The following is a 19,713-nucleotide window of genomic DNA, read 5'->3' as shown; positions in this document are numbered from 1 at the left end:
ACGTCCATGAGCGCCGGCCCGCCGCTGCGCGACGGCCCGGAAGGGCGGGGGGCGAGTTCCGGGCCGCGAAAGAAGCCGCGAAAGAAGGGAAGACCAAGGAACGGCCGGGGGCCGTCCGGTCTCAGCTTCCGAGCGTCGTGTTCACCGGGAGGCCGACGGGCGACTTGCCACCGGTGAGCTTGTCCGTCGGCAGACCGCCCAGACCCTGCTTGGCCAGATCGCCCAGGACCGGGAGGCCGCCGAGCAGCTTCTCCACGACGGGGTCGAGCAGCTTGCCCTCGTCCTTCTTCGCCGTGGCGTCGACGATCTCGCCGACCGCGCCCGGCATGTTCTCGCTCGCGCTGCCCAGGGTGTCCTTGGTGGTCCTGACCGTCCCGTTGTTCCCCGGGACGCTCTCGGTCGCCTCCTCCAGCGGCAGCGCCTGCGCGACCTGATTGGCCGCACCGGCCGCGGCACCCACCGTCTCGGCGGTGTCGGCGGAGGCGACGCCCGAGCCGGTGGCGACGAAGGCGGCACCGAGAGCGGCGACACCGAGAGTCTTCTTGGTTCCCTGCTTCATCTGTAACTACGTCCTTGTGAAGGTGGCTTGAGCAGCCCGGCGAACGTAGCCACAGAGGGAACCGGCGGCAAACACGTCGAAACGCCCGAGAGTCGGTGCCGGGACTCCCCCGGAGCACCGCTCCCGGGCGTGTCCCGGCACCCCGGACTCAGCCCGGTTCGCCGGTGGAAGCGCTGGTCACAGCGGTGCCCGTGAGGGCGTCCTGGAAGAGCCACTCGGACTTCAGCTCGGCGTATCCCGGCTTGATGACCTCGTTGATCATGGCGAGACGTTCATCGAAAGGGATGAACGCGGACTTCATCGCGTTGACGGTGAACCACTGCATGTCGTCCAGCGTGTAGCGGAACGTCTCGACCAGGCGGGCGAACTCGCCGCTCATGCTCGTGCCGCTCATCAGCCGGTTGTCGGTGTTCACCGTCGCCCGGAAGTGCAGCCGCCGCAGCAGGCCGATGGGGTGCTCGGCGTACGAGGTGGCCGCGCCCGTCTGGAGGTTGGACGAGGGGCACAGCTCCAGCGGGACCCGCTTGTCCCGCACGTACGAGGCGAGCCGCCCGAGCTTCACCGTGCCGTCGTCGGCGACCTGGATGTCGTCGATGATGCGCACGCCGTGGCCGAGGCGGTCGGCGCCGCACCACTGGAGCGCCTGCCAGATGGAGGGCAGGCCGAACGCCTCGCCCGCGTGGATCGTGAAGTGGTTGTTCTCGCGCTTGAGGTACTCGAAGGCGTCGAGGTGGCGGGTGGGAGGGTAGCCCGCCTCCGCGCCCGCGATGTCGAAGCCGACGACGCCCACGTCGCGGTAGCGGTTCGCCAGTTCGGCGATCTCCAGGGCGCGGGCCGCGTGGCGCATGGCGGTGAGCAGGGCGCCGACGCGGATGCGGTGGCCCGCGGCGCGGGCCCGGCGCTCGCCCTCGCGGAAGCCCTCGTTCACGGCCTCGACGACCTCTTCGAGGCCGAGGCCGCCTTCGAGGTGCTGCTCGGGCGCATAGCGGACCTCCGCGTAGACGACGCCGTCGGCCGCGAGGTCCTCAGCGCACTCGGCGGCGACGCGGAACAGCGCGTCGCGGGTCTGCATCACGGCGACGGTGTGGCTGAAGGTCTCCAGATACCGCTCCAGCGAACCGGAGTCGGCGGACTCGCGGAACCATGCCTCCAGGCGGTCGGCCTCGGACTCGGGCAGCGCGTCATAGCCCGTCTCGCGTGCGAGGTCCACGATGGTGGCGGGGCGGAGGCCGCCGTCGAGGTGATCGTGCAGAAGAACCTTGGGAGCGCGTCGGATCTGCTCCTCGGTGGGGACGGTGTTGGGGATCTGGCTCGTCATTTTCGTACTGTAGCTCCTACGCGCGTAGATGGCATGCGTTCGGCGCGGACCGGACACGGATCGGTTGGCGGGTGCGGGGAGTTCGGGCGGGGATTCGATACGTAATGGTGATCCCCTGGAACGGTGCGTACACCCGCGCTTCTGCCATCGTTCTTGCCATGGCTCAGCAAGCGTTGCCGGACCGGGAGGCCCGGCTGGGAAGGGCGATGGGAGCGGCGGCGGGGGCCGCCGCGAACGCCGTGGTGCTCCTGCTGCCGGGGGGCGGGGTGGCACGGAGCGTGCGGCGGCGCTCGCCCGTCGCGGCGGCGCAGGCGTTTCCGCTGGCGCGGCGGCTGGTGCGGGCCGCGCGCGAGGAGTCGCTCGTCGCGCACGTCGTCCACTACCGCTACCGCGGCTGGAACGGCGACGCGGCGCATCCCGCGCGGGACGCGGAGTGGGCGCTCGACGAGACGGTGCGGCGGTACGGGGACGTGCCCGTCTGCCTCGTCGGGGTGGACGTCGGCGCCCGTGCGGCACTGCGCGCCGCCGGGCATCCAGCGGTCACCTCGGTGCTCGCGCTGGGGACGTGGCTGCCGGGACCCGGCGACGAGCCGGAGGGCGCGGGGGCCGGACCCGGGACCGGGTCCGGGTCCGGGTCCGGGTCCGGGCCGGAGCCCGAACCCGTGAAGCAGCTGGCGGGGCGCAGCGTGCTGATGGTGCACGGTACGGATGACGTACGGACCGATCCGGAGCTGTCGTACCGGCTCGCCGAGCGGGCGAAGAAGATCAACGCGGACGTGTGCAGGTTCGAGGTCCACAGCGACGGGCACGGGCTGCGGCAGCACCACGCGGAAGTGGTCGCGCTGGCCCAGGACTTCGTCCTGGGCACGCTGTGCGGGCGCGACTTCGCGCGCCCCCTCACCGACGCGATGGCGGCGCCCCCGCCGCTGGGCCTGCGCATGCCCCTGGCCTCGGGGTTCGGGAAGTCGCTCCGCGCTTAGGCCGTGTCCTGTGCGGGGCCGAGGAAGGCCGGGTAGTCGCGGGGGGCGTTCGTAGCGGTGGTTGAGGCGGCGACAGCCGGGCAGCCAGGACATGGCCCGCCCGATCACCCAGCTGGGCGGCCCGGCCGCCCACGTAAGACGCTCGGCTGGAAGACACCAGCCGAGCGTCTACGTGATCTGCTCCCCACCGGGACCAGGCGGTGTCGCGACGGCCGCTGGAAGCCAAGCTTCACCGGGGCCGGAGGGGCCGCCTTCGTGCGGTGCGGGGTGGTGGAGGAGCCGCCGTTCGACGTTCACGTCGCGGAACATTCACGTCGCGGAACGTCCGCTGCCTCGGGGCCGAAGAGGTCCCGGGCCGGTGGTGCCGAGAGGTTCTCAGCATCCCATCGTGGAGAAGCCGTTCTTCGTGGAAGCGGTGCTGGTCTTGGCCGGCAGCGGGCACTCCTTCCACTCGTCGACCACGAGCGTCCAGCTACCGTTGTCGTTCTGGACGCAATGGGACTTGACGATGTCCTCCGCCTTGCCTGCCGATTGGCAGGCCGAGAAGCTCGCGTACGTGCGGGGAGGATCTGCGGCCTGGGCGGACTGGGCAGCGATGCCGGAGAAGGCCAGAAGGCCGACGGCGGCGACTGCTGCGCGCTGGAACTTGCGCATGTCTTCCTCTCTTCACATGTGATGAGGTGCGGCGGTGCGCGCACGCCTGGACGGCACGCGTGCCCGGCTGGCACGGAGCGCGGATGGACCGGCCAGCTTCGCGACCGGCCGGAGTCGTGTCCGGCCGGAGTCGTGTCCGGCCGGAGTCGTGTCCGGCCGGAGTCGTGTCCGGGAGCGGCGAAGCGCCGCATCGCAATCCAAGATCTTTTCGGACTCCTGAACCCCACCACACGTTCGGATGACGCCTCAAGCGCTCAAGATCCTTCGTTACGCGACTATCACAAGCTGGCGTTGGCAGCCGAGACTCCGACGGTGAGGGAGCCCGGAGCGGGCCGGGTCACGCGGGGCGGCGCGCCGTGTGGACCGTCGTCGCCGTCAGGTAGAAGGCGTCGGGGCGGTTCAGGATGCCATGCGGGGAGTCGTCGTCCAGGAGGCGGTCCAGGACGGTCAGGTCGTCGGCCGCCAGCTCGTCCGTGAGGACGTCGCGCATGCGGGTGAGCTGGGCGTGGAGGTGGGCCCGTACGGGCGCGTCGACGGGCGCCGGGATGTCCGTCAGGAAGGAGCGGGTGCCCGACGGGGTCAGACCGGCAGCGGCGAGCAGACCAGGCCAGTGCTCGACGGTCGCCTTGTGACCGGGCAGCGCGGTCCGCATGCGGACGAACCAGTCCTCGCGGGTCGCCTCGACCCGCGCCAGCAGGCCCGGACGCCCCATCCCGATGTCGCGGGGCAGGAAGCGCGCGTTCAGGCCGCTCTCGACGACGGCGAGCACCCCGCCGGGGCGCAGCAGGCGGCCCATTTCGCGCAGTGCCTCCTGCTGGTCGCCGAGGTGGTGGACGACGTGGCCCGTCCAGACCAGGTCGGCCTCGCCGAGCGAGCCGAGGTCGTCGGGCAGCTCGGCCTTGCGGGTGGTCACGCGGTCGCCGACGCCGAGCGCGTCGGCGCGGGCGCGGGCCCGCTCCAGCAGCTTCGGCGCGCCGTCGACGGCGACGGCCTCCGCCTCGGGGAAGGCCAGCGCGAGCTGGGACGTGGCCACGCCGGGGCCGCTGCCCACGTCGAGGACACGGGTGACGGCGACGGAGTCGCGCAGCGGGCCGCGCAGCCAGGCGGCGGCCTCGTCGAGGAAGGGGAGACCGATCTCGGCCTCGCGTTCGAGGTGGTCGGCCATGGCCTCCCAGTCGATGTCCTCGTGCGAGTGGGTGTGATCGTGCGAGTGGGAGTGGTCGTGCTGGTGGGTGTGCTGCTGCGCTGTCACGGGACCTCCTGGGTGGGGTGTCTGCCGCAGAGCGTGCACCGCAAGTCCCCGAAGTGACAACTTTTGTTGCTGAAACCGGGAAAGCGAGGTGTGATGGAGGCATGGACGAAGACAGTCACGACGCATCCCTGGCCGACGTACTCAGCGAGGTCGGCCCCCGCCTCCGGCGCATCCGTACGCAGCGCGAGGTGACACTGACCGCGCTCTCGGAGGTGACCGGAATCTCCAAGAGCACCCTCTCGCGGCTGGAGTCGGGGCAGCGGCGGCCGAGCCTCGAACTCCTGCTGCCCATCGCGCGGGCCCATCAGGTGCCCCTGGACGAGCTGATCGGCGCCCCCGAGGTCGGGGACCCTCGGGTGCGGATCGCGCCACGGCGGGTGCACGACATGACGGTGCTGCCGCTGACGCGCCAGCCCGGCGGGCTCCAGGCGTACAAGATGGTGATCCCCGCCAGGCGCAACGATCCCGAGCCGCGCACGCACGAGGGCTACGAGTGGCTCTACGTGCTCGCGGGCAAGCTCAGGCTCGTGCTTGCCGACCACGATCTGGTGCTGGGCCCCGGCGAGGCCGCCGAGTTCGACACCCGGCTGCCGCACTGGTTCGGCAGCGCGGACGACCAGCCGGTGGAGGTGCTGAGCCTCTTCGGCAGCCAGGGCGAGCGCATGCACGTACGCGCCAAGCCGCGTACGCGGGACGCCGGAGGCGCGTAGCGGCGCGGGCCAGGGGCCGTCAGCCCGAGAGGAGCTGGCCCCTGCGCGCGAGCAGGAACTTCTTGAACGCGGCGACGGGCGGGGTGTCCGGGTGGCCCGCCAGCCAGGCGAGGCCGATCTCGCGCACCGCGCGGGGCGCGGTCACCGTCAGCTCGCGGACGCCCGGCCTGGTGATCACGGGAGGCGGCAGCAGCGCGACGCCCAGCCCGGCCGCCACCAGCCCGCGGGCCGTCTCCGCCTCCTCGCCCTCGAAGGCGATGCGCGGCGTGAAGCCCGCCTCAGCGCACAGGGTGTCGAGGATGCGGCGCATGCCGTAGCCGCGCTCCAGCGTCACGAAGGACTCGTCGGCCGCCTCGGCGAGACGGATGCGCTTGCGGGAGGCGAGCCGGTGGTCGTCGGGTACGACGAGGCTGAGCCGCTGCTCGTCGAGGCGGCGGGCGACCAGGTCCGGCGCGTCCGGGACCGGCGACGTCAGACAGAGGTCCAGGCCACCGGCGCGGAGGCGGTCGAGCATGGCCTCGCCGTAGTTCTGCACGAGCGAGAACCGCACGCGCGGGTGATCGGCGCGGAAGGCGCGCAGCAGGCTCGGCACGGTCTCCCAGCCCAGCGTGTGCAGAAAGCCGAAGGCGACCTTGCCGGTGGCCGGATCGGCGTCCGAGCGCACGGACTCGGCCGCCTGCTCGACGGCGGCCAGCGCGCGTTCGGCCGCGGCGAGGAAGGTGCGGCCGGCCGGGGTGAGGGAGAGGGTGCGGCCGTGGCGCGCGAAGAGGGCCACGCCGAGATCCGCCTCCAGACGTGTGACGGCGCGGCTCAACGTCGACTGGGGGACGCCGAGTTCGAGCGCCGCGCGGGTCACGTGCTCGTGGCGTGCGACGGCAGCGAACTGGGCCAGCCGCGGGGTGAGCGAGGCGGCCCAGTCGGATGTGACGGAGCTGTCATTTACGTTGCGTCGCGGTGACACGGCCCCTCCTCATCTGCGGTGATGCACTGCTGGAACGATTATGGGCCCTCTGTGCATTGGACGCATCAAACACGTGATCGTAACTTCGAGGCATGCCTCCTGTTGATACCAAGGCGTCCACCACCGTGGGCGCCGTTGTTGGCCCTTCTCCCGCCCCCTCCCCTTCCGGCCCCTCCGATCCCGAGGCGACGAAGCTGAGCCCCGGTGACCCGGGGCACGGCCGGATGCGGCTCGCGCTCTTCGCGGCGGGACTCGCGACGTTCGCGCTGCTCTACTCGACGCAGGCCCTGCTCCCCGAGATCTCCCACGACCTGGGGGCCACCCCCGACCAGGCGAGCTGGACCGTCTCGGGCGCGACCATCGGCCTCGCGGTGGCCGTACTGCCGCTGAGCGCCCTCTCCGAGCGCTTCGGGCGGCGCAGCATGCTCACCGCGTCCATGGCGGTGGCCGTCGCCCTCGCGCTCGTGATCCCGTTCGCGCCGAACCTGAGCACGCTGATCGCGCTGCGCACGCTCCAGGGCGCGGCGGTCGCGGGCGTCCCCGCGTCCGCGATGGCGTTCATGGCCGACGAGGTGCGGGCTCGGTATCTCGTCGGCGCGACGGGGCTGTTCGTCGCGGGCAACAGCGTCGGCGGCATGAGCGGCCGCATCCTCACCGGCTGGGTCACCGAGGCGTGGGGCTGGCGCGTGGGGCTCGCGGCGGTGGCCGTGACGTCCCTGCTCTGCGCGGTCGCCTTCCGGCTGCTCGTGCCCAAGGCACGGCACTTCAAGGCGCGTCCGGCGAGTGCGCGGGCGCTGGGGCGCACGGTGGCCATGCATCTGTCCGATCCGCTGCTGCGGAGGCTGTACGCGATCGGGCTGCTGTTCATGACCGTCTTCGGCGCGGTCTACACCGTGATCGGCTACCGGCTCGTCGCCGAGCCCTTCGGGCTCTCGCAGGGGCTGGTCGGCTCGACCTTCGTGATCTACCTGGTCGGTACGGTGGCCTCCGCGACGGCGGGCAGGCTGAACGCGCGCCTCGGGCGCCGCGGCACGCTCTATCTGGGCATCGGCACCGCGTCCGCGGGTCTGCTGCTGAGCCTCTCCGACAACATGATCGCGGTCGTCCTGGGCCTCGTCCTGATCACGGCGGGCTTCTTCGCCGGGCACGCGGTGGCCTCGGGCTCGGTGAGCCACACCGCGAAGGAGGGCAAGGCGCAGGCGTCGGCGCTGTACCAAATGGCGTACTACATGGGGAGTTCCGTCGGCGGGGCGCTGGGCGCGGCGGCCTTCGCGGGCGGCGGTTGGGGGGCGACGGTCGCGATGGCCCTCGCCGCGATGGCCCTGGCGGGCGGCATCACCCTGTACGGCTCCCTTCGCGGGGGGCGGCAGGAAACGCAGGGTTCCCCCGTCACGGGTCGCACCCCTTCACGGGGTGCGGGGTGAAGCCTTCACGGGGTACTCCTCTCTCGTAGGGGTGCGCCTTGCCTGGGTGCCCCTTTGGGGTTCGTTCGCGTGGTGCGGGCCGGTGGGTGGGGTTGTGCCCACCCTCCCCCAGCTAACGCTGGGAGGTGCCCCCTCGCCAGCGGGACGATTGCCCACAACATTTGCCGTGCCGCCGCCTCCGGGTCGGGTCCGGTGCGGGCCGGTGGCTTCGGCGCGGCGTATGGACCGGTGCGACGCGGCTTGCGCCGCGTGATTCATGGCTCGGACCGTGGATATGGGGCCCGTGTGTGGTGGGGGTCGGCGCCGCGCCGGGGTGTCTCCTCGGGCGTAAAGGTATGTTCCTCGGCTTTCCGCCCGGTGACTTGCTCGCCCTGCGGGGACACCCCGCCACACCACCTCCCACCCGGTGGCCAACCTGCGGTCCGCTCCAACCGTTGTGGGCAGGCGTTCCGCATGGCGAGGGGGCACCTCCCAGCGGTAGCTGGGGGAGGGTGGGCACACCCCACCACCGGCCCGCACCCGCGAACGAAACCCCAAAGGGGCACCCCGGGGCTGCGCACCCCCGACAGGGGGTGTTGCGCGGGACGGTCGCCCCGTGGAGTGGGGACCGTAGGTCCCGCGCGGGGGCGTGCCGCCGCACGCCATGGAATCGGCCCCGGCGGACCCGGAGCGGAGGTGGGTCACCGGCGGGACGGGGACGCGGTGGGGTGTCCCCGCAGGTCGAGACGAACGACGGCAGAAAGCCAAAAACGAAAGCTTCACGCCGAGGAGACACCCCACCGCGGCACCGGACACCCCCCACCCACACACCCCACACGGCCACCGGCACAAACCAAGAACCACGCGGCGCCAGCCGCAACGCACCGCAACCACACGCCGCGCCGAAGCCACCACCCGCACCCGGCAAACAACGGCGAACCCGCGAAAACCCAGCGCGGGCCCCTACCGCACCCACCACACCGGCGAACCGTCCCGCGCAACCAGCCCGTGAAGGGGACCCGGCCTCATTCCGCGAGGTCGGTCAGGAGGCGTTGGAGGGTGTGGCGGTCGGAGAGGGGGAGGGGGGAGAGGGTTTCCTCGTCGAGGGACTCGACTCGGGGGGACAGGTCGCGGACCGTCCGCGCGCCCTCCGGGGTGAGCTTCAGGACACGGCGGCGCCGGTCCTCGGGCGCCACCGCGCGCACCACGAGTCCGCGCGCCTCCAGCCGGGGGATCAACTGGGCGAGGGTCGCCTTGTCCATGGCCACCCGCTCCCCCACCGCCGCCTGCGACAGCCCCGCGGGCGCGTCGGCAAGCGCCCGCACCACCCCGTACTGCGGCTTGGTCAGCTCAGGAACCCGCTCCTGCCAGAGCGAGGTATGAAGCTGCGTGATCCTGCGCATGCGCGCGAGCACATCGCGGTTCAGTTCGCCGGCGCCGCTCGGCGCCCGTTCTGCGTCCACCATGCGGGAATGGTAGTGTGTAAACAAATAGTTCGTACACAAACTATGAAGGAGTGCGGCATGCGGCTCATCGTGGGCATCACCGGAGCGACCGGAGCCGTCCTCGGTGTGCGACTGCTGGAGCACCTGGCGCGCGACCCCGACGTCGAGACCCACCTCGTGCTCAGCCGCTGGGCCCGCACCACGATCGAGCTGGAGACCGGCCGCTCCGTCCGCGAGGTCTCCGGCCTCGCGGACGCCACGCACAGCCCGGAGGACCAGGGCGCGCCCATCTCGTCGGGTTCCTTCCGCACCGACGGCATGGTGATCTCGCCGTGCAGCATGAAGACCCTCGCCGGGATACGCGCGGGCTACGCCGACGGCCTCGTCGGGCGGGCCGCGGACGTCGTGCTCAAGGAGCGCCGCCCGCTCGTGCTCGTGCCGCGCGAGACGCCGCTGAGCGAGATCCACCTGGAGAACATGCTCGCGCTCTCGCGGATGGGCGTGCGGATCGTGCCGCCGATGCCCGCCTTCTACAACCGTCCCGAGTCCGTCGACGACATCGTCGACCACCTCACCACCCGGGTCCTCGACCAGTTCGGCCTGCCCGCGCCCGCGGCCCGCCGCTGGGAGGGGATGCGCGCCGCGCGCACCGCCTGAACCGCACCGCACGACGCGCGCCACATCACTCGCAGAAAGGCGACACCCCATGGCCTACGACGACCTCCGTTCCTTCCTCCGCGCCCTCGAAGAGGAAGGGCAGTTGCTGCGCGTCACCGAGGAGGTCGCGCCCGAGCCGGATCTCGCCGCCGCCGCGAACGCGGCGGGACGGATCGGCGAGGGCGCACCCGCGCTCTGGTTCGACAACGTCACCGGCTTCACCGATGCGCGTATCGCCATGAACGTGCACGGTTCCTGGCGCAACCACGCGCTCGCGCTCGGCCTGCCCGTGGGGACCTCGGTGAAGGACCAGGTGGAGGAGTTCGCGCGGCGCTGGGACGACTTCCCCGTCGCTCCCGAGCGCCGTCCCGACGCACCGTGGGCGGAGAACACGCTCGACGGCGAGGACGTCGATCTCTTCAAGATCCTGCCCCTGTTCCGCCTCAACGACGGCGACGGCGGCTTCTACTTGGACAAGGCGGCCGTCGTCTCCCGCGACCCCGAGGACCCGGACGACTTCGGCAAGCAGAACGTCGGCACGTACCGGCTGGAGGTCAAGGGCCGCAACAAGCTGGGCATGCAGCCGGTGCCGATGCACGATGTGGCGCTGCATCTGCGCAAGGCCGAGGAGAAGGGCGAGGACCTGCCCATCGCCATCACGCTCGGGAACGAGCCGGTGATCTCCGTCGTCGCGGGCATGCCGATGGCGTACGACCAGAGCGAGTACGAGATGGCGGGCGCCCTGCGCGGTGCCCCCGAGCCCATCGCCACGGCGCCGCTGACCGGGTTCGACGTGCCGTGGGGTTCCGAGGTCGTGCTGGAGGGCGTCATCGAGGGCCGCAAGCGCGAGATCGAGGGGCCGTTCGGTGAGTTCACGGGGCACTACTCGGGCGGGCGGAACATGACGGTGGTGCGGATCGACAAGGTCTCGTACCGCACGAACCCGGTCTTCGAGTCCCTCTACATCGGCATGCCGTGGACCGAGGTCGACTACCTCATCGGGCCCAACACGTGCGTGCCGCTGCTCAAGCAGCTCCGCGCGGAGTACCCCGAGGTGCAGGCGGTCAACGCCATGTACACGCACGGGCTGCTGGTGATCATCTCGACGAAGAAGCGGTACGGCGGCTTCGCGAAGGCGGTCGGCATGCGGGCCATGACCACACCGCACGGGCTCGGCTACGTCAAGACCGTGATCATGGTCGACGAGGACGTGGACCCCTTCAATCTGCCGCAGGTCATGTGGGCACTGTCCGCGAAGGTCAACCCGGCAGGTGACCTCGTCAACATCCCCAACCTCTCGGTCCTCGAACTCGACCCCGCGTCCGAGCCCGCCGGTATCACCAACAAGCTGATCATCGACGCGACCACTCCCGTCGACCCGGACCGGCGCGGCAACTTCTCGACCCCGGCCAAGGACCTGCCGGAGACGAAGGAGTGGACGGCCAGGCTCCAGTCGATGCTGGCCGCCGCACGCTGACTCCCCCTCGTCCCCCGCCCGACTGACTCGACCCGACCCGATGGGAAGGAAACCCCGCCATGATGTGTGCCCGCTGCGGACATGAAGCCCTCGACAAGCTCGCCGACTCGCCCGTGCCCGGCGTGTGGGAGGTGTTCCAGTGCCGCCAGTGCCTCTACACCTGGCGCACCACGGAACCGGCCCGCCGGGTGCTGCGGGACGCGTACCCGGAGGAGTTCAAGATGACCCCGGAGGACATCGCGAACGCCATCGAGGTGCCCACGGTGCCGCCGCTGCGCACCGCCTGAGCCGTCGCGTCGGAGCGCCGACGCGTCAACACGTCGTCAACGCGTCAGCGCAGCCAGACGCGGCGCAACTGCCGTCTGCGGTCCTCGTAGCCGGTGCGCCCGTGCACCATGCGCAGGTTGTCCCAGAACAGCAGCGCGTTCGTCTCGTACGCGATCTCGACGTGGTGCCGCTGGAAGTAGTCGAGGAGGCGCCCCGTGATGTCGGTGAGGAACGCGTCGCCCTCGACGAAGTCCGGGCTGAAGCGCACCGTCGGACGGGCTGTGTCCTCCTCGTCCCCCTCGTCCAGCACCGGGTGCAGGGCCGAGCGCTCGACGCTCGTGTCCTCGATGCCCGAGAGGAAGCGGTACCGGCGCTCGGCCAGCGTGCGCCGGTCCTCCTCGTCCAGGGTGTCCAGGAACGGGTACAGGTCGCACAGCGTCGTGCGGCCCCCGCCGTCGGAGGGCGGGAACAGGCACCAGAGCGCGAGGTGGCGCGGCGGGGCTCCGGTGAACTCGTAGCCGTCGGTGTGCGGTTGCAGGGGGTTCGTGGTGAGCGAGTGGTTCAGGTGCTGGAACTCCTCCTCGGCCCGGATGAGGTAGTGCAGCTTCCCGTCGTACTGCGGCATCAGTTCGCCGTAGCGGCGGCAGAAGTCCGTGTGGTCGAAGCCGTCGGGAATCTCGTTCAGGTAGACGTACCCGTGCGTGTCCAGCAGCCGGCGGAAGGCCGTCTCCGAGTACCCGGGATAGGTGAGCGAGCTGAGCATCACTGTCCCCTCTCTACTCTCTGCGAACTCTCTCTGCGAACTCGTCTCTCTACGGACTCGTCGTCATGGCGAGGCGGAGGCCGAAGCCGAGGAGGACGAGACCGGAGAACTGCTCCAGTCGGCGGCGGACGGCCGGGCGCTCGTAGATCCACCTCATGCGCCGGAGCACGGCCATGAGGAACACGTACCAGACGCTGCTCGTCGCGGCCCACACCAGCGCGTAGACCACTCCCACCCAGCCCGACCACTTTCCGGCCGAGACGAACTGGGGCAGCAGCGCCGCCGCGAAGATGACGACCTTGGGGTTGGTGAGGCAGGTCAGCAGACCGGCCTGGTAGGCGGCCTTGGGCGCTGCCGGACGGGGCGCCCCCGCTGCCCCGTCCGCGCCGTCCGGCCCCTCGGCAACCTCGGCACCCTCCGCGCCCTCCGCGCCCTCCTCCGCGCGCCGCGCGCGCCGCGCGGCCAGCAGCGTCCGCGCGCCGAGGATCACCAGGACGGCCGCGCCGAGGACGCGGATCACCTGATGGCTCGCCTCGCTGGAGGCGATGACGGCCGTGAGTCCGAGGGCCGCCGAGACCACCCAGGCGATGAGCCCGCTGGCGATGCCGAGAATGGACAGGACAGCTATGCGACGGCCGCCGTAAAGGGTCTGCCGCATGACGAGCACGGACGCCGGTCCCGGCGACATGGCCAAGAGAAGGGTAGCCCCGGCGAATGCGGGAAGCCCTGCGTACACCTGATCACCTCACTTCGTTCGGAGCGGCTTCCCCAGAGGGAAAGGCACGCTGTTTTTCCGGCTCCGCGGGCAATTCCGCGGAGTCCACGGAGTCTGCGGGAAAGCAGAACCTCAGTATCTGGAAAGCGGAACGGAATTCCCGTACCCGCGCCGCGACCGCCTCCGGCTCTTCACCGGCCACCACGACCCGCGTGATCAGATCCGCGACGGTCTCCATCTCGGCCGGTCCCATGCCGAGCCTGGTGACCTCGACGGTGCCGATCCTGATGCCCTCGGACACCGGGTCGGGCACGTCCTCGGCCGCCGGCAGCAGCATCTTGTTCACCATGATCCCGGCCCGTTCCAGCGCCTGGCTGACGGCGACCCCGCCCCCGTGCGCGCGCACGTCCACCAGCACCTGGTGCGTCGCCGTGAACCCCCGGCGCTCCCCCACCACGGCGAAGCCGCGCGCGTGCAGCGCGGCGGCGAGCGCCCGCGCGTTGCGGACCACGGCCGCCATGTAGCCGACGCCGAACTCGCGCAGTTCGCACGCCGCGAGCGCGAGCGCCGCGACCCGGTTGAGCTGGTGTGATCCGGTGAGCACCGGGAAGATCGCGGAGACGATCGGGACGCTCAGCTCCTCGTCGTTCCACAGGATCATGCCGCTCTGCGGGCCGCTGAAGGTCTTGCCGCCGGACCCGGTGAGCACGTCGGCGCCCTCGGCCAGCGGGTCCGGGTACTGCCGCCCCGCGATGAGCCCGGCCTGGTGCGCCCCGTCGAAGTAGAGCCGCCCGCCCCACGGCTCGATGATCCGCTTCATCTCGCGCACCGGCAGCGGGAACAGCGCCGTGGTCTGGTTGAGCGACACCACGCGCGGGCGCCGCGCCTCGGCCTCCCTGCGGAAGGCGTCCAGGTCGACGGTGAGTTCGACGGGGTCGAAGGGGATCGACGAGACGGTGAGCCCGCGCGCGCCGCCGGGGCCGTCGTCGTGGCCGCTGGAGTCGCCCCCGGCCGCCAGGGACAGGCTCATCAGGTGGTCGCCAGGATCGGCCAGCGCGGTGAAGGCCACCATGCAGCCCGCCATGCCGCCCATCAGCCGCTGATCGGCGAAGGCGGAGCCGAAGAGGTCCTTCAGCAGCTCGACGCAGAGCGCTTCGAGCTGGTCGATGTAGACCATGCCGGGGAAGCAGCGCGAGAGCGCCCCGATGTGGCCGCCGGAGGCCCGGGTGCCGACCTCGGCCGACAGCAGCGCGCGCACGCCCGGACTCGTGGGCGACTCGGCGGCGATGAGGTTGAGGCATTCGGCGCCGCGCCAGCGCGCGTTGTCGGCGACCAGCGCGCGGACGCGCGCGGCCAGTTCCTCGTTCGTGGCTCCGGCGACCAGCCGTCCGGCGTCGGCGAGCGTCACCGGATCGTGCTGGTCGCCGAGGGTGAACGTCACCTTTGGTCCCCCGTCGGTCGCGCCACCGTCAGTCCTGCACCGCGCTCGCCGCCTGGGCCTCGCTGTTCTCCCACCAGCGGTCGTCGCCCTTGGGGGCGCCGCGCAGGTCCCGCTCGCCCGCCCAGGTGAGGTTGAGGATGATGCGCCGCGCGTCCTCGTTGAGCGGCACCGTGCGGTGCAGCGTCGTGTCGGTGCGCAGGAAATAGAAGTCACCAGGCACGAAGCCGTACGTCGTGATCGGGTTGGCGCAGAGGTATTCGTGGATACGGGGATTCGACTTGTCCCACTTCGTGTGCGGTACGCACTGGAGCATGCCGCCGACCTCCAGCGGCGGGGTGTCGATGAGCCCGATCAGCGCGAAGCTGAAGTCGCCCCAGTGCCAGCCGTGGGTGTCGCCCTTCTTCTCCTGGCGGGTGATCAGGAACTCCTCGTCGGCCGCGGGGCAGGCGTACAGCTTCTCGCCCGCGATCCGCTCCAGTGCCGCGATCAGGGGCTGCGAGCGGTAGAGGCGGTTGACCAGCTCGCCCTGCGCCGCGATGAACTCGCTGCGCACCACGCTCATGAAGCGCGGGGTGTTGCCCGTCGTCTCCAGCAGGAGATCACGGCGCTCGGCGTTCTTCTCCAGCAGGAGAAGAACCTCTTCCCGTACGCTCTCACGTATCTCATCGGGGTATATTTCGCGCACCTTGATGAAGCCGTCGCGCTGAAATCTTCCGGAGAGATCGAAGAGCACGGAAGGGGTCAGCCACGATTCGATGTGCTGCTCAATACGTGCGTCGAGGTCACCCTCCACAATCCGCTCCTCTCAGGGTTTCACGGATGTCGGATCGATTAGATCCCACCCGTCAACACGCGCGCAAGTTCCACTGGTTGGAGATTATTCAAATCGCGATACGGAATCTTTGTATTTCCTCCAATGGGCCATCCCCGATATCGCGGCTAGCATGTGGATTTATGATCGAGCACGCACAGTTGGTCGGCGGGAAATGGTTACCGGCCGCCGACGGCGGACGCACCGCCGTGCTGAACCCGGCCGACGGCAGCACCCTCGGCACCGTCCCCCTCGCGCGGAGCGACGATGTGGCGGCGGCCGTCGAGGCGGCCACGCGCGCGGCACGCGAGTGGGCACGGACGCCGCCGGGCGAGCGCGCCGCAGCGCTGCTGGCGCTGGCCGACGCGGTGGACGGCGACCGCGAGACGCTGGGCAGGATCGAGTCGTGGAACGTCGGCAAGCCGCTCGCGGCCGCCGAGGGCGAGGCCGTCCGCAGCGCCGACAGGCTGCGCTTCTTCGCGGGCGCCGCACGCGCCCTGCACGGGCTGCCGACGGCCGAGTACACCCGGGGCACGACGTCGTTCGTGCGGCGCGAACCGCTGGGCGTCGCCGGGCTGATCACGCCCTGGAACTATCCGCTGCACATGGCCGCGTGGAAGCTCGGCCCGGCGCTCGCCGCGGGCAACACCTGCGTGCTCAAGCCCTCCGAGCTGACGCCGCTGAGCACGCTGCGGCTGGCCCGCCTCGCCGAGGGCCTGCTGCCGCCGGGCGTGCTGAACGTCGTGTGCGGGGACGGCGAGACGGGCGCCGCGCTGGCCGCGCACCCCGGTGTGGCCGTCGTGGCGGTGACCGGCGAGGTGTCCACGGGCCGGGCGGTGGCGCACGCGGCGGCAGAGACGGTGCGCCGCACCCACCTCGAACTGGGCGGCAAAGCACCGGCCATCGTCCTCGCGGACGCCTCCCCCGCGCGCGTCGCCGCCGGGCTGCGCGCGGGCGCCTTCTGGAACGGCGGCCAGGACTGCACGGCAGCGGCCCGCGTCATCGCCGAGGCCCCGGTCTTCGAGGCCGTCACCGAGGCGCTGGTCGAGATGGCGCGCGGCATCAGGCTCGGCGACCCCGCCGACCCGTCGACGGAGATGGGCCCGCTCGTCAGCGCGGAGCACCGGGAGCGGGTGCGGGGATTCGTGGAGCGCGCCCGCGAGCGCGGGGCACGCGTCCTCACGGGCGGCGGCGACGCGGGCCTCGGCCCGGCCTACTGCGAGCCCACCGTCCTGACCGGCGTGGAGCAGCACGACGAGATCGTGCAGCGCGAGGTGTTCGGGCCCGTGCTCACCGTGCAGCGCGCCACGGACCCCGGGGAGGCGCTGCGGCTCGCCAACGACGTGCCGTACGGGCTGGCCGCCTCCGTGTGGACCGACCACCTGGGCCTGGCACTGGACCTCGCACGCGAGCTGGACTTCGGCACCGTCTGGCTCAACGAGCACGGGCCCATCACCTCGGAGATGCCCTTCGGCGGCTTCGGCGGCTCCGGGCACGGGACGGACCTGTCCGTCAGGGCACTCGACGGGTACAGCCGTCTCAAGCACGTCATGGCCGCACTGCCGGACGGGGGAACCCTGTGAACACCGCGAACGCGATGCACGCCGCGAGCGCGACACGCGCCGCGAACGCGCTGTGGCACAACCACGCGCACATGCCCACCATGCCCGGCAGGGAGCACCGCATCGTGCGCGGCGCCGGCGCCTACGTCTACGACGACGCGGGCCGCGAGCTGCTCGACGTCCCGGCCGGGCTGTGGTTCGCGAACGTCGGGCACGGCCGCGCCGAGATCGCCGACGCCGTGCACAGGCAACTGAGCGAGCTGGCGACGTATCCGGTGTTCGGGGACTTCTGCAATCCGCGCGCCGAGGAGCTGGCCGACCGGATCGCGGGCCTGGTGCCCGTCGAGGACGCGAAGGTGTTCTTCACCAGCGGCGGTTCGGAGGCGCTGGAGGCCGCCGTCAAGCTCGTGCGGCTCTACTGGCAGTTGACGGGCGAGCCCGCGCGCCAGACCGTCATCACCCGCGAGGGCGGCTATCACGGGCTGCACGGCTTCGGCACGAGCATCGTCGGCGTCCCCGCCTTCCGCGAGGGCTTCGGTGCCCTGCTGCCCGGCGCGCTGACCGTGCCCGCGATGGATCTGGCGGCGCTGGAGGCTGCCGTCCTGGCGCACGGACCCGACCGGATCGCGGCGTTCCTGTGCGAACCGGTGATCGCCGGGGGCGCGGGCGTGGTGCCGCCCACCGACGGGTATCTGACGGGCGCTCAGGAGCTGTGCCGCGAGCACGGCATCGTCTTCATGCTCGACGAGGTGGTCACCGGGTTCGGCAGGGCGGGCAGCATGTTCGCCGCCGAGCGCTACGGACTGCGCCCCGACGTCATGCTGCTGGCCAAGGGGCTCACCTCTGGCTATCTGCCGCTGGGGGCCGCCGTCGCGGGCGGCCGGGTCGCGGAGGCGTTCTGGGCCCCGGGCTCGCCGCACGTCTTCCAGCACGGGCTGACCTACTCGGGGCACGCCTCCGCGTGCGCCGCCGCGCTCGCCAACCTGGACATCCTGGAGCGCGAGGACCTGGTGGGCCGCGTCCGCTCCCGCGAGGGGCGGCTGCTGGAGGCGCTGCTGCCGCTGCGCGAGCACCCCCTCGTCGCGGATGTGCGCGGCGGCACCGGGCTCATGGCGGCCGTGGCGCTGCGCGGGCACGACGTCGCGGAGGAGGTGGCCCACGCCGTGGTGGACGAGGGCATGCTGATGCGGGTGACGGGCGGCGACGCGCTCCAGATCTCGCCCCCGTTCGTCATCGGCGACGAGGACATCGACCGCATTCCGGTCGCGATCAGCGCCGCGCTGTCGCGTGTATCAGGCCGACGGTCTCGGGCGGCAGCCCCATCGTCGCGGGAAACGCCAGCACTGTCAGATACAGCGCCGTGAGCACCGGCATCTCGGACAGGCTCTGCTGGGTGATCTGCTCCACCCTGGAGAGCCGGTAGCGCACGGTGTTGGGGTGGATGTGCAGCGAGCTGGCCACCCGTCGCACGTCGCAGTCGTGGACGAGCCAGGCGGCGAGGGTGCTCGACAGCGTCGGGTGCTCGCGCAGCCTGACGAAGGACTCCGGTATCCGCCTGCTGAGCGCCGCGCGGTGCGCCGCGTCGGCCAGCCACATGGGCAGCGTGAACTCGGCGGCCGACAGCTCGCTGCCCGGCGGGGCCGCGTGGTGGCGCAACTGCCGCAGGGCCGCGAGCGCGTCGGCGGTCGCGGCGTCGAGGTCGTCGTCGTCCGCGAGGGTCTCGGAGACGCCGAGGTGGACGGGGCGCTCCAGGGCCAGCAGCGACAGGGCCACTTTCCGCCATACGCGCTCGGGCGCCACCACCAGCACGGCGCCGTAGGTACGGGCCACGGGCAGCGGCGTCCCGCTCTCCGCCAGGCGCTCGCGCACCTGCTCGGGCAGCCCCTCCGCGCCGTCGAGCGCTGCCACGGCGACGACGCGTGAACCGCCGGGCGGCGGGGGCGCGGCCGGGCGGGGCGGCCGGTGCGGTGACTGGTGCGGGGGCTGGTGTGCCGGGGGCGGGTGGCCCGCGAGGCGGTCGAGGTGCCGGGACACGCGGTGCGAGAGCGCCTCCAGCAGCAGCGGGATCGCGGCGGCGTCCTCGGCCAGCAGCCGCTGCGGCTCATGGTCGAAGGGGCGCCCCGTCCCGCGCGCGGGCGACGTCGCGTACGGACGCGGCACGGCGGGCGTGGACGCGGCGGGGTGCGCGGGGGCGCCGCCGTCCGGGGCTTCCCTGGAGGTGGCGTTCCCGAGGAGGCGGTCGGCGGCCTCGGGACCGAGGTGGGCGCCGCCGTCCAGCACGGTCCGGGTGGCCTTGCGGACCGTCTCGGCCGCCGTGCCAGGGGAGAGGAACCCGCGTGCTCCTGCGCGCACGGCGTCGAGCAGCAGCTCCGTGTCGTCGCACGCGGCGATCAGTACCAGCGCTGGAGGAGAGCCTGACGGGTGCTCCGCCAGGCCGCGTAATAAAGCGACATCACGGACCGCGAGGAGATCCGTTCTGACGATCGCGACATCGGGGCACCACTCGCGGGCCGTTCGCCACGCCGTGAGCGAGTCGTGCGCGATACGGACCTCGTCGTCGGCCGGATACGAAGGCCAGGCCGGACGGCCAGGGGCGAAGCCGTTCCGTTCGATGACGAGTACGCGGTTTCCCATGAGCGAACCAGACCCCCGTGACGGCCGAGAGCGACCCCCGGCGGGACGGAGCACGCGCCCGTCCCGTCAACGTGAACCGGTTGCCGGGCCGTGGCAGAGCGTGA

At 71.7% G+C, this 19,713-nt stretch carries 19 protein-coding genes; 8 read left to right on the top strand and 11 right to left on the bottom strand.

The window, feature by feature from the left end:
* Positions 1–121: 121 nt before the first annotated feature.
* Together ACWGJ2_RS29620 and ACWGJ2_RS29615 are read right to left on the bottom strand one after the other, a co-directional pair.
* On the bottom strand, positions 122–559 hold the full coding sequence (locus tag ACWGJ2_RS29620; RefSeq protein WP_453349338.1) for an ATP-binding protein: 438 nt from the start codon (positions 557–559) through the stop codon (positions 122–124).
* A gap of 148 nt (positions 560–707) precedes the next feature.
* The gene (locus tag ACWGJ2_RS29615) at positions 708–1,877 is read right to left on the bottom strand and encodes an adenosine deaminase (protein WP_453349337.1); all 1,170 of its coding nucleotides are present in this window, start codon (positions 1,875–1,877) and stop codon (positions 708–710) included.
* A 158-nt stretch (positions 1,878–2,035) separates the two neighbouring features.
* Here ACWGJ2_RS29615 and ACWGJ2_RS29610 point away from each other — a divergent pair, with 158 nt between their 5' ends.
* Complete coding sequence (locus tag ACWGJ2_RS29610; protein ID WP_453349336.1) at positions 2,036–2,857, top strand: alpha/beta hydrolase; 822 nt, start codon at positions 2,036–2,038, stop codon at positions 2,855–2,857.
* Positions 2,858–3,232: 375 nt separating this feature from the next.
* Here ACWGJ2_RS29610 and ACWGJ2_RS29605 read toward each other — a convergent pair whose 3' ends face one another.
* Positions 3,233–3,511 (bottom strand): hypothetical protein, encoded by a 279-nt coding sequence (locus ACWGJ2_RS29605; protein WP_453349335.1) that lies wholly within the window; start codon positions 3,509–3,511, stop codon positions 3,233–3,235.
* A 337-nt stretch (positions 3,512–3,848) separates the two neighbouring features.
* Positions 3,849–4,763, bottom strand: coding sequence for a class I SAM-dependent methyltransferase (locus ACWGJ2_RS29600; RefSeq protein WP_453349334.1), 915 nt, complete (start codon positions 4,761–4,763; stop codon positions 3,849–3,851).
* 101 nt (positions 4,764–4,864) lie between these two features.
* On the opposite strand from ACWGJ2_RS29600, the gene ACWGJ2_RS29595 reads away from it, so the two are divergent.
* Positions 4,865–5,473, top strand: a complete 609-nt coding sequence (locus tag ACWGJ2_RS29595) for a helix-turn-helix domain-containing protein (protein WP_453349333.1) — start codon at positions 4,865–4,867, stop codon at positions 5,471–5,473.
* Between the two features lie 19 nt (positions 5,474–5,492).
* Here the strand turns inward: ACWGJ2_RS29595 and ACWGJ2_RS29590 are convergent, their stop codons facing one another.
* Positions 5,493–6,434, bottom strand: a complete 942-nt coding sequence (locus tag ACWGJ2_RS29590; protein ID WP_453349332.1) for a LysR family transcriptional regulator — start codon at positions 6,432–6,434, stop codon at positions 5,493–5,495.
* Between the two features lie 92 nt (positions 6,435–6,526).
* On the opposite strand from ACWGJ2_RS29590, the gene ACWGJ2_RS29585 reads away from it, so the two are divergent.
* Positions 6,527–7,858, top strand: coding sequence for an MFS transporter (locus ACWGJ2_RS29585; protein WP_453349331.1), 1,332 nt, complete (start codon positions 6,527–6,529; stop codon positions 7,856–7,858).
* Between the two features lie 1,004 nt (positions 7,859–8,862).
* Here the strand turns inward: ACWGJ2_RS29585 and ACWGJ2_RS29580 are convergent.
* Complete coding sequence (locus ACWGJ2_RS29580) at positions 8,863–9,303, bottom strand: MarR family winged helix-turn-helix transcriptional regulator (RefSeq protein WP_453349330.1); 441 nt, start codon at positions 9,301–9,303, stop codon at positions 8,863–8,865.
* 57 nt (positions 9,304–9,360) lie between these two features.
* Here ACWGJ2_RS29580 and ACWGJ2_RS29575 point away from each other — a divergent pair, with 57 nt between their 5' ends.
* Genes ACWGJ2_RS29575 through ACWGJ2_RS29565 form a run of 3 tightly spaced genes read left to right on the top strand, consistent with a single transcriptional unit; the run spans position 9,361 to position 11,703 of the window.
* Positions 9,361–9,939 (top strand): non-oxidative hydroxyarylic acid decarboxylases subunit B, encoded by a 579-nt coding sequence (locus ACWGJ2_RS29575; RefSeq protein WP_453349329.1) that lies wholly within the window; start codon positions 9,361–9,363, stop codon positions 9,937–9,939.
* 49 nt (positions 9,940–9,988) lie between these two features.
* Positions 9,989–11,416: a non-oxidative hydroxyarylic acid decarboxylases subunit C gene (locus tag ACWGJ2_RS29570; RefSeq protein ID WP_453349328.1), complete on the top strand. Its 1,428-nt coding sequence runs from the start codon at positions 9,989–9,991 to the stop codon at positions 11,414–11,416.
* A gap of 59 nt (positions 11,417–11,475) precedes the next feature.
* Positions 11,476–11,703 carry a non-oxidative hydroxyarylic acid decarboxylases subunit D gene (locus ACWGJ2_RS29565; protein WP_453349327.1) on the top strand — a complete coding sequence of 76 codons (228 nt, stop codon included), beginning with the start codon at positions 11,476–11,478 and terminating at the stop codon, positions 11,701–11,703.
* Between the two features lie 44 nt (positions 11,704–11,747).
* Here ACWGJ2_RS29565 and ACWGJ2_RS29560 read toward each other — a convergent pair whose 3' ends face one another.
* The 4 genes from ACWGJ2_RS29560 to ACWGJ2_RS29545 are packed head-to-tail and all read right to left on the bottom strand — an operon-like array spanning position 11,748 to position 15,395.
* The gene (locus ACWGJ2_RS29560; protein ID WP_453349326.1) at positions 11,748–12,446 is read right to left on the bottom strand and encodes a TauD/TfdA family dioxygenase; all 699 of its coding nucleotides are present in this window, start codon (positions 12,444–12,446) and stop codon (positions 11,748–11,750) included.
* A 49-nt stretch (positions 12,447–12,495) separates the two neighbouring features.
* A complete protein-coding gene (locus ACWGJ2_RS29555; RefSeq protein ID WP_453349325.1) occupies positions 12,496–13,134 on the bottom strand; it encodes a LysE family translocator in 639 nt (212 codons plus the stop codon).
* Between the two features lie 52 nt (positions 13,135–13,186).
* Complete coding sequence (locus ACWGJ2_RS29550) at positions 13,187–14,602, bottom strand: hypothetical protein (RefSeq protein WP_453349324.1); 1,416 nt, start codon at positions 14,600–14,602, stop codon at positions 13,187–13,189.
* A 28-nt stretch (positions 14,603–14,630) separates the two neighbouring features.
* The gene (locus ACWGJ2_RS29545) at positions 14,631–15,395 is read right to left on the bottom strand and encodes a HalD/BesD family halogenase (RefSeq protein WP_453349323.1); all 765 of its coding nucleotides are present in this window, start codon (positions 15,393–15,395) and stop codon (positions 14,631–14,633) included.
* Between the two features lie 161 nt (positions 15,396–15,556).
* Between ACWGJ2_RS29545 and ACWGJ2_RS29540 the strand changes: the two genes are divergently transcribed.
* Together ACWGJ2_RS29540 and ACWGJ2_RS29535 are read left to right on the top strand one after the other, a co-directional pair.
* On the top strand, positions 15,557–16,996 hold the full coding sequence (locus ACWGJ2_RS29540) for an aldehyde dehydrogenase family protein (RefSeq protein ID WP_453349322.1): 1,440 nt from the start codon (positions 15,557–15,559) through the stop codon (positions 16,994–16,996).
* On the top strand, positions 16,993–18,339 hold the full coding sequence (locus ACWGJ2_RS29535; RefSeq protein ID WP_453349321.1) for an aminotransferase family protein: 1,347 nt from the start codon (positions 16,993–16,995) through the stop codon (positions 18,337–18,339). Before ACWGJ2_RS29540 ends, ACWGJ2_RS29535 begins: the two co-directional genes overlap by 4 nt.
* Here the strand turns inward: ACWGJ2_RS29535 and ACWGJ2_RS29530 are convergent.
* The gene (locus tag ACWGJ2_RS29530; RefSeq protein ID WP_453349320.1) at positions 18,245–19,609 is read right to left on the bottom strand and encodes a helix-turn-helix domain-containing protein; all 1,365 of its coding nucleotides are present in this window, start codon (positions 19,607–19,609) and stop codon (positions 18,245–18,247) included. The genes ACWGJ2_RS29535 and ACWGJ2_RS29530 overlap by 95 nt on opposite strands.
* Positions 19,610–19,713 lie beyond the last annotated feature (104 nt).

This window comes from Streptomyces sp. NPDC054796 (assembly GCF_053611545.1).
The sequence above is the reverse complement of the archived record's forward strand: the minus strand, read 5'-3'. Positions and strand labels throughout refer to the sequence as shown.